The organism is Novosphingobium sp. JCM 18896 (assembly GCF_025938095.1).
Lineage (GTDB): Bacteria > Pseudomonadota > Alphaproteobacteria > Sphingomonadales > Sphingomonadaceae > Novosphingobium.
The window spans coordinates 497093-511006 of record NZ_JAPCZF010000002.1; the positions used below are offsets into that span (position 1 = coordinate 497093).

The window sequence follows — 13914 nt, forward strand, 5'->3', positions numbered from 1 at the left end:
AGGGTCAGCCCGCTGCCGTCTGGATGCCCGAGACGATCGCCCCGGCACCGAACAGGATGAAGCAGCCGATGATGACGGTGGCGCCGAAGCGCCAGTTCATCCGGCCGGTCAGCATCATGAAGCCGACGGCGGCGACGGCCATGACCGCAACCGCGGTGGCGACATTGCCGAGCAGGGTGCCCTGGAGCCAGCCCAGCGCCGCGACGATCGGGCCCGAACCCGCAGGATCGGCGCCCTGCACCTGCGCCGAAACCGGCGCCGAAAGCGCGGCGAACGACAGGAACGGAAGCAGCGAACGCAACGCACGGCTAGAGAATCGACGACTCAAGGGGCCCTCCTGGCGGCTCCGTTGCGCTAGTAACATGACAGCACTGTGACGATTGCGGCAATGCGGTACGACGGCGACGGGTGACCGGTTCGCCGGCATCGCGACTATCTGCGGACCGGCGCGGAGAGCCGCGCCATGATCGAGGAGACGTAGAGCTGCGTCTCGCGGATCGCCGGGATGCCGCCGGCGCGGACGACGCGCTGCGGCCCGGCGTTGTAGGCGGCGAGCGCCTTTTCGATATCGCCCTCGAAGGCATCGAGCTGCAGCCGCAGGTAGCGGGCGCCGCCTTCGAGATTGGCGCTGGGATCGTGCGGGTTCACCCCCATCTGGCGCGCCGTGCCCGGCATCAGCTGGGTCAGGCCGCGCGCACCGACCGGCGAGACCGCGCCGGTGTTCCAGCGGCTCTCCTGCCAGACCACGGCTTCGAGCAGCGCCGGGCTGAGATCGTACTTGGCGGCGAGTTCGGCCACGCGCGGCTGCCACTGCGCGGGTCCGGCAGTGTCGCCGATCTGCGTGAAGGACAAAGGATAGGCTGCGGAATCGGGCCCCGCCTCGATCTGGGCTTCGATCTGGCCATCGCTGGCCGGCGCGGCCACCTCGACCACCGCGGCGCGCGGTCCGCCGGCGATCCAGCTGTGGCCGCCCACGCCGATTTCCATCACGTCGGCCGAGGCCGCGGACGGGATCATGGCCGCGACGGAGCTCGCGGCGAGAGACACGAAAATACGGCGATCCACCCGATTCGAACTCCACGGCCCCGCGCCGCGATAAAGCAAGACGGCCATTTTCGCCAGTCTGGCTGAACGGCGCCTGATCGCCGCGCGATATCGCACTGTCGGAATCGAACCCGATCGCTGAGGCGATGCAATGTCTACTCATTTCATCGAGATTTGACATCGGCTCGTCGACAGGTCATTGTCTACTTCAAGAGTTGAGTTAGTTGATCCTGGTTAATCGCAGGCGGTCGATTCGTTCGGCACGCCTCCGCAACCCTGCAGAAAGACCAGCCGGAGCGGCCGCGATGAAAGCCGCGCTTTAGGGCGCAACAGATCAAATTGAATGTCTACTTGATTAATTGAGTTTACTGCGTCCAACCCACGAGGGAGACCCACGAGATGCAACGCCGCCTGTTCCTGACCGCCGCCCTGGCCCTGACCGCCACGCTCTCCGCCTGTTCGGGCGGCGCCAAGAAAGACGGCAATTCGGTCGAGCTGACCAACGTCTCCTACGATCCGACGCGCGAGCTGTACCAGGCGGTGAACCCCGCCTTCGCCGCCTACTGGAAGCAGAAGACCGGCCAGGACGTGACCTTCAAGATGAGCCACGGCGGTTCGGGCAAGCAGAGCCGCGCGGTGATCGACGGGCTCGAGGCGGACGTCGCCACCTTGGCGCTGGCGCACGACGTCGATGCCATCGCCGAGAAGGGCCACCTGCTCCCCGCCGACTGGCAGAAGGCGCTGCCCGACAATTCGGCGCCCTACACCTCGACGATCGTGTTCCTCGTTCGCAAGGGCAATCCCAAGGCGATCAAGGACTGGGGTGACCTGGTGAAGCCGGGCATCCAGGTGATCACCCCGAACCCCAAGACCAGCGGCGGCGCGCGCTGGAACTTCCTCGCCGCCTGGGCCTATGGCCGCAAGGCCGGCGGCTCCGAGGCCGCAGCCGAGGACTTCGTCAAGCGCGTCTACGGCAATGTTCCCGTGCTCGACAGCGGCGCGCGCGGCTCGACCACGACCTTCGTAGAGCGCGGCATCGGCGACGTCCTGCTGGCCTGGGAGAACGAAGCCTTCCTCGCCGAGAAGGAGCTGGGTGCGGGCAAGTTCGAGATCGTCGTCCCGTCGATCTCGGTCCTCGCCGAGCCTTCGGTCGCGGTGGTCACCGAGAACGCGAAGAAGCACGGCACCGAGGCCGTGGCCAAGGCCTACCTCGAATACCTCTACACGCCCGAGGCCCAGACCGCGATCGCGCGCAACTTCTACCGCCCGCGCAATGCCGAGGTCGCCGCGCAGTTCAAGGCCCAGTTCCCCGAGATCAACCTCGTCACGATCGACAAGGATTTCGGCGGCTGGACCAAGGCGCAGAAGACCTACTTCGACGACGGCGGCGTCTTCGACCGCATCTCGGTCAAGAAGTAAGCCACCCTCCCCACCCCCGCATTCGAGCAGGCCACTGCAGATGTCCCCATCCCATCCCCGCACCCTGGCGCGCGCCCGATCCTGGCGCCGGCCGTCGGTCCTGCCCGGCTTCGGGCTGACCTTCGGCTTCACGCTCGGCTGGCTGACCCTGATCGTGCTGATCCCGCTCGCGACGATCTTCCTCAAGTCCGCCGGCATGGGCTGGCACGACTTCGTCGCGGTCGGCTTCTCGGACCGCGCGCTCGCCGCCTATCGCCTGAGTTTCGGCACGGCCGCGGCCGCAGGGCTGGTCAATGCGGTGTTCGGCCTGCTCGTCGCCTGGGTGCTGGTGCGCTATGATTTCGCGGGCAAGAAGGTGGTCTCGGCGCTGGTCGACCTGCCTTTCGCGCTGCCCACCGCGGTCGCCGGCATCGCCCTGACCGCGCTCTATGCGCCGACCGGCTGGGTCGGCCAGTTCCTCGACCCGCTGGGCATCAAGGTCGCCTTCACCGCCTTCGGCATCACCGTCGCGCTGGTCTTCATCGGCCTGCCCTTCGTCGTCCGCTCGGTCGAGCCCGTGCTCGCCGATCTCGGCAAGGACGTCGAGGAGGCCGCCGCGACCTTGGGCGCCAACCGCTTCCAGACCTTCAACCGCGTGATCCTCCCCGCGATCGGCCCGGCGCTGCTGACCGGCTTCGCCCTGGCCTTTGCCCGCGGCGTCGGCGAATACGGCTCGGTGATCTTCATCTCGGGCAACATGCCCGGCAAGACCGAGATCGCCCCGCTGCTGATCGTCACCCAGCTCGAACAGTACAACTATGCCGGCGCCACCGCGATCGCGACGGTGATGATGCTGGCGAGCTTCGGCGTGCTGCTGCTGATCAACCTGATCCAGGCGCGTGCGCGCGGGAGGGCGATCTGATGGCGCGCCTCCGCTCGACCACCGAGGACCGGCTGACCCAGGGCGTGCTGATCGCGCTGGCGCTGGCCTTCCTCACCTTCTTCCTCGCGCTGCCGCTGATCGCGGTGTTCTTCGAGGCGCTCGAACAGGGCCTCGGCGCCTTCCTCGAGGCGATCAAGAATCCCGACGCGATCGCCGCGATCAGGCTGACCCTGCTGATCGCCGCGATCTCGGTGCCGCTCAACATGGTCTTCGGCCTCGCCGCGGCCTGGGCGATCACCAAGTTCTCGTTCCCGGGCAAGAGCCTGCTGATCACCCTGATCGACCTGCCCTTCTCGGTCTCGCCGGTGGTTTCGGGCCTGATCTTCGTGCTGCTGTTCGGCGCGCACGGCTATCTCGGCCCCTGGCTCCAGGCGCACGACCTCAAGATCGTCTTCGCGGTACCCGGCATCGTCCTGGCGACGGTGTTCATCACCTTCCCCTTCGTCGCGCGCGAGCTGATCCCGCTGATGATGGAGCAGGGCAAGGCCGACGAAGAAGCCGCGATCTCGCTCGGCGCCAACGGCTGGCAGACCTTCTGGCACGTCACCCTGCCCAACGTCCGCTGGGGCCTGCTCTACGGCGTGCTGCTGTGCAACGCGCGCGCCATGGGCGAGTTCGGCGCGGTCTCGGTCGTCTCGGGCCACATCCGCGGCCTGACCAACACGATGCCGCTGCACGTCGAGATCCTCTACAACGAATACGACTTTGTCGGTGCCTTTGCCGTGGCCTCGCTGCTGGCGCTTCTCGCGCTGGTGACGCTGGTCGCCAAGAGCGTCCTCGAATGGCGTTTCGACCTCCGCCACGAAGGAGTCGGGCATTGATCACCGTCAACCACGTCACCAAGCGCTTCGGCGACTTCCCCGCGCTGCACGGCATCGACCTCAAGATCGAGCCGGGCGAATTCATCGCGCTGCTCGGCCCTTCGGGCTCGGGCAAGACCACCCTGCTGCGCATCATCGCCGGCCTCGAGTTCCAGGATACCGGCGAGGTCCTGTTCGATGACGAGGACGTCTCGCGCATCGGCGTGGGCGACCGCGGCGTCGGCTTCGTCTTCCAGAACTATGCGCTGTTCCGCCACATGACCGTGGCCGAGAACGTCGCCTTCGGGCTCAACGTCAAGAAGCGCCGCGACCGGCCGAGCAAGGCCGACATCAAGGCGCGCGCCGCTGAACTGCTACGCCTGGTCCAGCTCGACGGGCTCGGCGATCGCCTGCCCAGCCAGCTCTCGGGCGGTCAGCGTCAGCGCGTCGCCCTGGCCCGCGCCCTGGCGATCGAGCCCAAGCTGCTGCTGCTCGACGAGCCCTTCGGCGCGCTCGACGCCAAGGTGCGCAAGGATCTGCGCCGCTGGCTGCGCGAACTGCACCAGCAGATGGGGCTGACCTCGATCTTCGTGACCCACGATCAGGAGGAAGCGCTCGAACTCGCCGACCGCGTGGTCGTCATGGACCACGGCAGGATCGAGCAGATCGGTACGCCCGAGCAGGTCTACATGCAGCCGGCAACGCCCTTCGTCGCGAACTTCGTAGGCGAAACCAACAAGCTGCCCGGCAACCTGCACGTTCGCCCACACGACATCGAGATCGTGTCCGAAGGCGGCCCATCTCAGGAAAATTGGGCGGTGGTCGTCGACAACGTCTTCCGCAAGGGCGGCGCCTGGCGGATCGAAGGGCAGCTCGAGAGCAATGGCCCCAACCCTGCTCAAGTCGTCGAGATCGACGTCGATGCCGACCAGCCGGCGCCCGCGCTCGGCAGCACGATCCGCGTGCGCCCCCTCCGTTCCACGACCTTCACCCCCAATGGAGCCCAGCCATGACCAACCAAGAATCTGCGCCGATCTCGCCCGAGGCGGCGCGCATCCTCGAGGAAAGCATCTCCAGCGTCCGCGAGGCGCTGACCGGCCTCAAGTACGGCAACGTCTCGTTGACCGTCCACGAGGGCCGCGTCGTCCAGATCGACGTGACCGAGAAGAAGCGGCTCAAGCCGAACTGATCGCACCCACGCGCTCCACCCTTCCTTTCAACAACAATCCATAAATTCGCTGACTGCCAACCGGACCACTGGAGGCGTCGTGATCTCTACCAGGAGGAAAATACGATGATCTCCCGTTCCCTGTTGCTGGCGAGCGCCGCCGGCCTGACGCTTCTCGCGTCTCCCGCCCTCGCCGACGAGGCGACGACCGGCACCGCCACGGGTGCCGACACCGCTGCCGCCGATCAGCCCGAAGCCGACAATCCCAGCCGCGGCGACGTGATCATCGTCACCGCCCGCCGCCGCCAGGAGACCGCGCAGGAAGTGCCGCTGGCGATTTCGGTGATCAAGGGGGACTCGATCGAAGCCACGGGCAACTTCAACGTCGTCAAGCTGCAGCAGCTGGCACCGACCCTGCAGGTCTACACCTCGAACCCGCGCAACACCTCGGTCAACATCCGCGGCCTGGGCGTGCCGTTCGGCCTGACCAGCGACGGCTTCGAGCAGGGCGTCGGCATCTACGTCGACGACGTCTACAACTCGCGCGTCGCCGCCGCGACCTTCGACTTCCTCGACGTCGACCAGGTCGAAGTACTGCGCGGCCCGCAGGGCACGCTTTACGGCAAGAACACCACGGCCGGCGCGATCAACATCACCACCAACCAGCCGACCTTCGACTTCGAGGGCCGCGCCGAGCTGACCGCGGGCAACCTCGGCTACAAGCAGGGCAAGGCCGCGGTCTCGGGTCCGCTGTCGGACACGGTCGCCGCGCGCGTCGCCGTCGCCACGACCAGCCGCCGCGGCACCTTGTGGAACACGCGCACCCAGCGCTGGGTCAACGAGCAGGACAACCTCGGCCTGCGCGGCCAGCTGCTGTTCAAGCCCAGCGAGGATCTCTCGATCACGCTGTCGGGCGACTACAGCCAGCAGGATCCCGAATGCTGCGGCACCGCCTTCGTTCGCGTCGGCACCACCCAGCGCCCGCTCAACCGCCAGTACGACGCGCTGATCGCCGCGCTCAACGCGGCCAATCCCGGCAAGAACTTCACCGTTCCCAGCCGCAACGTCTACGATCGCCTGACCGACATCGACGCCAGCCTCAACGCCGGCAACAAGATCGGCGGCGCCTCGCTGAAGGTGAAGTGGGACGTCGGCCCCGGCACCTTCACTTCGATCACGGCCTGGCGCTTCTGGGACTGGAAGCCCGAGAACGATCGTGACTTCACCGGCGCCTCGGTCGTCGCCAAGTCGCAGAACCCCTCGCAGCAGGACCAGTACAGCCAGGAGTTCCGCTACAACTACTCGGGCGACAAGATCGACTTCGTCGTCGGCCTGTTCGGCTTCAAGCAGCGGATCGACACCCAGGGCACCGAGCAGCAGGGCAGCGAAGCCACGCGCTTCAGCCTGGCGCCCTCGACCGACCCGACCAACGTCTACAACCGGCCCGACGTGCTCAACGGCCTGACCGCCACCAACACGCAGTATCTGAAGGCCGACAGCGTCGCGCTCTATGGCCAGGTCAGCTACAAGCTGACCCCCGAGCTGACCATCCAGCCCGGCATCCGCGTGAACTACGACAAGAAGGAAGGCTTCTACCAGCGCGTCGTGACCACCGGTGCAGGTACGCTGATCACCAGCTGCGCGCCCTCGGCGACGGCGGGCAATGCCGTGCTCACCGCCCAGTGCGGCGTCTATCAGCCGCAGCTGACGACGCCTTCGGTCAGCGACTGGAACTTCAGCTACGACCTCAACGTCAACTACAAGATCACGCCCGACGTGCTGGTCTATGCGACCTATGCGAAGAGCTTCAAGACCGTGGGCATCAACCAGAACGGCCTGCCGCTCGACACCAACAACCAGCCGGTGCTCAGCGCCTCCACGGTCCGGCCGGAATCGGTCAACCACTTCGAGATCGGCCTCAAGACCTCGTTCCTGAACCGTCTGGCGACCTTCAACCTCACCGCCTTCCGCACCGAGATCAAGGACTTCCAGGCCACGGTCAACGGCGGCCAGTTCGGCACGGTGCGCGGCTATCTGGCCAATGCCGAGAAGGTCCGTTCGCAGGGTATCGAAGCCGACTTCAAGATCCGCGCGAGCGACCGCTTCACCGCCTATGCCAACGCCGCCTATACCGACGCCAAGTACGTCAAGTTCACCAGCGCGCCGTGCCCGCCCGAGCTCTCGGGCGGTAGCTTCGTCGCGGTCGGCGGCACGCCGGGCGCCGCGGGCGTTCCGGGCGCGCTGAGCCCGCGCGCCTGCGACATCTCGGGCCAGGGTCTGCCGGGCGTGTCGAAGTGGGCCTTCTCCTACGGCGCCGAATACAACGTGCCGGTCAACCTGCTCGACAAGGAAGGCCAGATCTACCTGGGCGTCGACGGCAACTACCGCTCGGACTGGAACTCGAACGCCTCGCCGTCGATTTACACCAAGGTCGAGGGCTATGCGCTGACCAACTTCCGCGCCGGCTTCCGCGGCGAGGGCTTCGACGTGTTCGGCTGGGTCCGCAACGCCTTCGACGTCAACTACATCGATCTGCTGCAGGTCGCGCCGGGCAACGTCGGCCTGATCGCCGGTACGCCGGGCGATCAGCGCACCTGGGGCGGTACGCTGAAGTTCTCGTTCTGAGGCTGATCGCTATTATGACTTGATGAGCGGCCTGCGACGGGACAACCCGAGCCGGCCCTCACGAGAGGATATCGATGACGCAGAAGACTGCCCAAAAGACCGCCTTGATCATCCGGCACGTTCCCTACGAAGGGGTCGCCGGCTACCGCGCGCCGATCGAGGCCGCGGGCTACGACGTCGATCGGATCGACGTGTCCGACCCCCGCTTTTCCGCGGTCGACCTGGCCGAGCCCGACCTGCTGATCATGATGGGCGGGCCGATGGGGGTCTACGAGCGCGAGAAATACCCCTGGATTTCCTGCCAGCTCGGCCGCCTCGCGCGCCGGCTCGAAGCCGATCGCCCGACCCTGGGCGTCTGCTTCGGCTCGCAGATGATGGCCGCCGCGCTCGGCGGCGAGGTCTACGCCGGCCATGCCTCCGAAGTCGGCTTCCATCCCGTGAACCTGAGCGCGCAGGGCCTGTCCGGTCCGCTGCGCCATGTCGCCGAAGTGCCCGTGCTGCACTGGCACGGCGATACCTTCACCCTGCCCGACGACGTCGAGCTGCTGGCCTCGAGCCCGCTCTACCCGCACCAGGCCTTCGCCCGCGGCCGGCACATCCTGGCGCTGCAGTTCCACGCCGAGATGGGGCTCGACCCGCGCTTCGACGCCTGGATCGAAGGCGGCCAGGATGCGATTCTCCGCGCGGGCACGACCGAGGCCCGGCTGCGCGCCGATCACGAAGCGCTGGGCCCCGGCGCCGTCGCCGCCGGCCAGCGCATGATCGCGGAGTGGCTCGAAGGGTTCGATTGAGCCGATCCTCCCCGGCACGGGGAGGGGGACCGCGACCCCTGAGCTTGTCGAAGGGGGCGTGGTGGAGGGGGCTCACCGCTACCGCCACGCCCGCGCGGTAGCGCCCCTACGAGAACCCCCTCCACCAGCCTGCGGCTGGCCCCCCTCCCCGTGCCGGGGAGGATACTTCCCACCGCCACCTTTTCCGCTACCGTGCCGCGCATGAGCACGATCAGCGCCGACCTTTCGATCACGCCCGCCGACGAAACCCCGGCGCTCACCCCGCGCCAACGGGTCAAGGCGATCGTCGCCGGTTCGACCGGCAATCTCGTCGAGTGGTACGACTTCTACGCCTACGCCTTCACCGCGCTCTACTTCGCCTCGAGCTTCTTCCCCCAGGCCGATCGCACCGCGCAATTGCTGAACAGCGCCGGGATCTACGCGATCGGCTTCCTCGCACGACCGGTCGGCGGCTGGTTCTTCGGCCGCTATGCCGATCGCAAGGGGCGCAAGGCGGCGATGCTGCTTTCGGTCCTGCTGATGTGCCTGGGCTCGCTGATCATCGCCTGCCTGCCGACCTATGCCCAGATCGGCGCGGCCGCGCCGGCGCTGCTGCTGGCGGCGCGGCTGCTTCAGGGCTTCTCGCTCGGCGGCGAGTACGGCACCAGCGCCACCTACATGAGCGAGGTCGCGATCGCCGGGCGCCGCGGCTTCTATTCGTCGTTCCAGTACGTCACCCTGATCGGCGGCCAGTTGACCGCGGTGCTCGTGGTCTTCGTGCTCCAGTTGCTGGTCAGCGAGGAAACGATCCACGCCTGGGCCTGGCGCGTGCCTTTCGTGATCGGCGCGGTGCTGGCGCTGTCGGCGCTCTACCTGCGCCGCGGGCTGCATGAGACCTCGAAAGGAGCCGCCGCCTCGGCCGAGGCCGGCACGATCAAGGGGCTGCTGCGCCATCCGCGCGCGCTGATCACGGTGATCGCGCTGACCGCCGGCGGCTCGCTCGGCTTCTACACCTTCACCACCTACATGCAGAAGTACCTGGTCAACACCGCGGGCATGTCGACCCGGGACGCGACCGCGGTGATGACCCTGGCGCTGTTCTGCTTCATGCTGGTCCAGCCGCTGTTCGGCCTGCTGTCCGACCGGATCGGACGCCGCAACATGCTGATCGTCTGGGGCGCGCTCGGCACCCTGGCCACCGTGCCGCTGCTGACCGCGATCGGCCGCGTGAGCGACACCACCACGGCCTTCGCACTGATCATGGCGGCGATGCTGATCCAGTCCTTCTACACCTCGATCTCGGGCCTGTTCAAAGCCGAGCTGTTTCCGATCGAGGTGCGCGCGCTGGGGGTCGGCTTTTCCTATGCCGTGGCCAATGCGGTGTTCGGCGGCTCGGCCGAATATGTCGCGCTCGCGTTCAAGGCGGCGGGCAGCGAGAGCCTGTTCTACTGGTATGCGGCGGGCATGAGCGGGCTGGCGCTGGTCACCGCGGTGACCATGCGCGATTCGCGCCAGCATGGAACGCTCAACAACGCGGATTAGGCCGCGTCGAGATCCTCGGCCGAATTGGCCGCAACGAGTGCACCGCGTTCGACCAGATAGTTGCGCACGGTCTGCAACTGCACTTCGTAGCGCGCCGCGATCAGGCTGATGTCGGTACCGCCGCGGAACGCCGCCAGCACGTCGGGCCCCACCGCGTCGAGCTTGCGCTTGCGCGGCTCCTGACGCAGCGGCACATCGTGGCTGATCAGGAAACGACGGATCGTCCCCCAGCCACAATCGAAATGCTCGGCCAGATCGGCGAACGATTCGCCCTCGGCATACCTCTGCTTGATCACACCCGCATGCGGCTGCAGCCTGCGCAGCACAAAGCCCTTCATCCCCGCCTCCATGGCGAAATTCGCACAGTCAGGCGATCGGCCCCCCGCTCACCTGGAACGGGCATAGCAGATTCGCGCCGCGGGGGCGACGCAGGATAAGTATTGTTACGAGAAGTTCACCTAAAGCCGCTTCGGCGAAAACCGTGCCGGCCGGGGAACGAATGGTGCTGCTGGGGAGGATTGAACTCCCGACCTCAGCCTTACCAAGGATGCGCTCTACCACTGAGCTACAGCAGCACACCATTCGCTCGCGCGGCACCTGGGGCGCCGGGCAGGGGCGCGCTTTGGCCGCGAGCCGAAGCAATGTCAAGCGCCCGCATGCGGATTGCGCCGGCTTGAGCTTTCGCCCGGCGCGCGGCAAGGCTGGGACATGGAGAAGAAGTCCGAAACCGCTTCGCGTGAAGAACGGCTGGCAGCCAAGCTGCGCGAGAACCTCAAGCGCCGCAAGGTGCAGGCGCGCGCACTCGACCAGGACGACAAAGCCGCTCTTCCCAAAGCCCCGACGAGAAGCTAGGGCCGCCAACTTCCAAGCAGCCTTCCGAAACAGGGAGCGATAGACCTTGCCTCGTCTGATTCTCGTGCGCCACGGCCAGAGCCAGTGGAACCTGGAAAACCGCTTCACCGGTTGGTGGGACGTAAACCTCACCCCCAAGGGCGAGGAAGAAGCCCTGGCCGCGGGCAAATTGCTTGCCGACAAGGGCATGCTGCCGACGGTCGCCTTCACCTCGTTCCAGACGCGCGCGATCAAGACGCTGCACCTGGCGCTCGAGGCCGCGGGCCGGCTGTGGATCCCCGAGACCAAGGACTGGCGCCTCAACGAGCGCCACTACGGTGGCCTGACCGGGCTCGACAAGGCCGAGACCGCGGCCAAGCACGGCGACGACCAGGTCAAGGTGTGGCGCCGCAGCTTCGACATTCCGCCGCCGGTACTCGACGCCGGCAGCGAATTCGATCTGGGCAAGGACAGCCGCTACGCCGGCATCGCCATCCCCTCGACCGAGAGCCTCAAGGACACGATCGCCCGCGTCCTGCCCTATTACGAGAGCGCGATCGTTCCCGAGCTCCGCAAGGGCGAGACGGTGATCATCTCGGCGCACGGCAATTCGCTGCGCGCGCTGGTCAAGCACCTGTCCAACATCTCGGACGACGAGATCACCGGCCTCGAGATCCCCACCGGCCAGCCGATCGTCTACGAACTCGACGACAACCTGGGCGCGATCGAGCGCTACTACCTCTCGGAGAAGTAAGGTGGGCGCTCTCGTCGCGATCGTCATGGGCAGCCAGTCCGACTGGGCGACGATGAGCCGCGCGGCCGAAGCGCTCGACAAGCTCGGCGTCGACACCGATGTCCGCATCGTCTCGGCGCACCGCACGCCCGATCGCCTGGTCGACTTCGCCAAGGGCGCCGAAGCTTCGGGCTTCAAGGTGATCATCGCCGGCGCCGGCGGCGCCGCGCACCTGCCGGGCATGATCGCCTCGATGACGCATGTCCCGGTGCTCGGCGTGCCCGTGCAGTCGAAGGCGCTGTCGGGCCAGGACAGCCTGCTGTCGATCGTGCAGATGCCCGCGGGCATTCCCGTCGGCACCCTGGCGATCGGCGAGGCCGGCGCGACCAATGCCGGCCTGCTCGCCGCGGCGATCCTCGCGGGCAACGATGCCGCGCTCGCCGAACGCCTCAAGGCCTATCGCGCGGCGCAGACCGAATCCGTGGCGGAAAGGCCTTCGTAACGCGATGATTCCGCCCGGTGAGACGATCGGCATCCTCGGGGGCGGCCAGCTCGGCCGGATGATCGCCGTGGCCGCGGCGCAGCTCGGCTATCGCTGCCACGTCTATGCGCCCGAGGCCGATTCGATCGCGGCCGAGGTCTGCGGTGCCTTCACCTGCGCGGCCTGGGACGATGCCGAGGCCATGGCGAAGTTCGCCGCCGACTGCGCCGTGGTGACCTACGAGTTCGAGAACGTCCCCGTGCCGCCGCTCGCCGCGCTCGGCCAGGTGCCGCTGCTCGCGCACCCGCGCGCGCTCGAAACCGCGCAGGACCGGCTCAACGAGAAGCGCTTCGTCGAGACGCTCGGCGGCAAGCCCGCGCCCTATGCGACGGTCGATTCGGCCGAAGACCTCGCCGCGGCGATCGCGACGATCGGCACGCCCGGCATCCTCAAGACCCGCCGCGACGGCTACGACGGCAAGGGCCAGTGGCGGATCATGACGCCCGAGGACGCGCAGGGCCTCGATCTCCCCGATGTTCCGCTGATCTACGAAGGCTTCGTCACTTTCGAAGCCGAATTCTCGGTGATCCTGTGCCGCGCCGCCGATGGCGACATCCGCTATTGGGACAGTGCCGAGAACGTCCACAAGGGCGGCATCCTCGCGCTGTCGACCGTGCCCGCCGCGGCGCCGATCCAGGACCAGGTCGCGCCGGCGCGCGCGCTGGCCGCCAAGGTCGCCGACGCGCTCAACTATGTCGGCGTACTCACGCTCGAATTCTTCGCGACCGCCGAGGGACCGGTGTTCAACGAGATGGCGCCGCGCGTGCACAATTCGGGGCACTGGACGATCGAGGGCGCGGTCACCAGCCAGTTCGAGAACCACGTCCGGGCGATCTGCGGCCTGCCGCTGGGCGACACCGCGCTCGCCGCACGCGGCGTCGAGATGCGCAACATCATCGGCGACGCCGCCGAGGACTGGGCCAAGATCCTGTCCGATCCGGCCAACCACCTCCACCTCTACGGCAAGGCGGCGGCGCGGCCCGGGCGCAAGATGGGCCACGTCACCCGCCTGACCTTGTGCTGACGCCGTGACCCAGGACCTGTTCCTGATCTACGCGCGCGCCGCCAACGGCACGATCGGCAAGGACGGCAGCTTGCCCTGGCACCTGCCCGCCGATCTCAAGCGCTTCAAGGCGCTGACCATGAGCAAGCCTATGATCATGGGCCGCAAGACCTTCGAGAGCTTCCCCAGCCCGCTGCCGGGCCGCCGCCATATCGTGCTGACGCGCGATACCGCCTGGCGGGCCGAGGGCGCCGAAGTCGTCCATTCGGTCGACGAAGCGCTCACCATCGCGGGCGACGGCGCGGTCGCGGTGATCGGCGGCGCCGAGATCAACGCGCTGTTCCTCGATCGGGCGCGCCGCGTCGAGCTGACCGAGGTCCATGCCCAGATCGCCGGCGACACCTTCATGCCGGCGCTCGATGCCACCTGGCACGAGACCTTCCGCGAAGAGCACGCCGCCGAAGGCGAACGCCCCGCATTCGCTTTCGTGACGCTGACGCGCGATCTATAGCCCTC

The 13914-nt window shown here is 67.4% G+C and carries 16 protein-coding genes and 1 tRNA gene; 13 read left to right on the forward strand and 4 right to left on the reverse strand.

Features of this window, described 5'->3' with window-relative positions; translation table 11 throughout:
- Positions 1-4: 4 nt before the first annotated feature.
- Entirely contained in the window at positions 5-328 is a 324-nt protein-coding gene (locus OLX23_RS08215) for a TrbC/VirB2 family protein (protein WP_264444331.1), read from the reverse strand.
- A 104-nt stretch (positions 329-432) separates the two neighbouring features.
- Positions 433-1065, reverse strand: a complete 633-nt coding sequence (locus OLX23_RS08220) for a lytic transglycosylase domain-containing protein (RefSeq protein ID WP_413629792.1) — start codon at positions 1063-1065, stop codon at positions 433-435.
- A gap of 378 nt (positions 1066-1443) precedes the next feature.
- On the opposite strand from OLX23_RS08220, the gene OLX23_RS08225 reads away from it, so the two are divergent.
- From OLX23_RS08225 to OLX23_RS08260, 8 genes are all read left to right on the forward strand, one after another.
- A complete protein-coding gene (locus OLX23_RS08225; protein WP_264444332.1) occupies positions 1444-2463 on the forward strand; it encodes a sulfate ABC transporter substrate-binding protein in 1020 nt (339 codons plus the stop codon).
- A gap of 40 nt (positions 2464-2503) precedes the next feature.
- Positions 2504-3364 carry a sulfate ABC transporter permease subunit CysT gene (gene cysT, locus OLX23_RS08230; RefSeq protein ID WP_264444333.1) on the forward strand — a complete coding sequence of 287 codons (861 nt, stop codon included), beginning with the start codon at positions 2504-2506 and terminating at the stop codon, positions 3362-3364.
- Positions 3364-4206: a sulfate ABC transporter permease subunit CysW gene (cysW, locus tag OLX23_RS08235; protein ID WP_264444334.1), complete on the forward strand. Its 843-nt coding sequence runs from the start codon at positions 3364-3366 to the stop codon at positions 4204-4206. The genes cysT and cysW overlap by 1 nt, the downstream gene beginning before the upstream one ends.
- The gene (locus OLX23_RS08240) at positions 4203-5198 is read left to right on the forward strand and encodes a sulfate/molybdate ABC transporter ATP-binding protein (protein WP_264444336.1); all 996 of its coding nucleotides are present in this window, start codon (positions 4203-4205) and stop codon (positions 5196-5198) included. Before cysW ends, OLX23_RS08240 begins: the two co-directional genes overlap by 4 nt.
- A complete protein-coding gene (locus OLX23_RS08245; RefSeq protein ID WP_264444338.1) occupies positions 5195-5374 on the forward strand; it encodes a YezD family protein in 180 nt (59 codons plus the stop codon). The genes OLX23_RS08240 and OLX23_RS08245 overlap by 4 nt, the downstream gene beginning before the upstream one ends.
- A gap of 105 nt (positions 5375-5479) precedes the next feature.
- The gene (locus OLX23_RS08250; RefSeq protein ID WP_264444339.1) at positions 5480-7978 is read left to right on the forward strand and encodes a TonB-dependent receptor; all 2499 of its coding nucleotides are present in this window, start codon (positions 5480-5482) and stop codon (positions 7976-7978) included.
- 74 nt (positions 7979-8052) lie between these two features.
- Positions 8053-8769, forward strand: coding sequence for a glutamine amidotransferase (locus tag OLX23_RS08255; protein WP_264444340.1), 717 nt, complete (start codon positions 8053-8055; stop codon positions 8767-8769).
- Positions 8770-8970: 201 nt separating this feature from the next.
- Positions 8971-10290: an MFS family transporter gene (locus OLX23_RS08260; protein ID WP_264444341.1), complete on the forward strand. Its 1320-nt coding sequence runs from the start codon at positions 8971-8973 to the stop codon at positions 10288-10290.
- Here the strand turns inward: OLX23_RS08260 and OLX23_RS08265 are convergent.
- Positions 10287-10628, reverse strand: coding sequence for a hypothetical protein (locus OLX23_RS08265; RefSeq protein ID WP_264444343.1), 342 nt, complete (start codon positions 10626-10628; stop codon positions 10287-10289). The genes OLX23_RS08260 and OLX23_RS08265 overlap by 4 nt on opposite strands.
- Before the next feature lie 162 nt (positions 10629-10790).
- Positions 10791-10865 (reverse strand) — tRNA-Thr (locus OLX23_RS08270).
- A 133-nt stretch (positions 10866-10998) separates the two neighbouring features.
- Between OLX23_RS08270 and OLX23_RS08275 the strand changes: the two genes are divergently transcribed.
- The 5 genes from OLX23_RS08275 to OLX23_RS08295 are packed head-to-tail and all read left to right on the forward strand — an operon-like array spanning position 10999 to position 13909.
- Positions 10999-11142 carry a hypothetical protein gene (locus tag OLX23_RS08275; RefSeq protein ID WP_264444344.1) on the forward strand — a complete coding sequence of 48 codons (144 nt, stop codon included), beginning with the start codon at positions 10999-11001 and terminating at the stop codon, positions 11140-11142.
- Positions 11143-11188: 46 nt separating this feature from the next.
- Complete coding sequence (gene gpmA / locus OLX23_RS08280) at positions 11189-11875, forward strand: 2,3-diphosphoglycerate-dependent phosphoglycerate mutase (RefSeq protein WP_264444345.1); 687 nt, start codon at positions 11189-11191, stop codon at positions 11873-11875.
- A 25-nt stretch (positions 11876-11900) separates the two neighbouring features.
- The gene (gene purE, locus OLX23_RS08285) at positions 11901-12356 is read left to right on the forward strand and encodes a 5-(carboxyamino)imidazole ribonucleotide mutase (protein ID WP_264444911.1); all 456 of its coding nucleotides are present in this window, start codon (positions 11901-11903) and stop codon (positions 12354-12356) included.
- 4 nt (positions 12357-12360) lie between these two features.
- Positions 12361-13419, forward strand: coding sequence for a 5-(carboxyamino)imidazole ribonucleotide synthase (locus OLX23_RS08290; protein ID WP_264444347.1), 1059 nt, complete (start codon positions 12361-12363; stop codon positions 13417-13419).
- A 4-nt stretch (positions 13420-13423) separates the two neighbouring features.
- The gene (locus OLX23_RS08295; protein ID WP_264444349.1) at positions 13424-13909 is read left to right on the forward strand and encodes a dihydrofolate reductase; all 486 of its coding nucleotides are present in this window, start codon (positions 13424-13426) and stop codon (positions 13907-13909) included.
- The last annotated feature ends 5 nt before the right edge of the window (positions 13910-13914 follow it).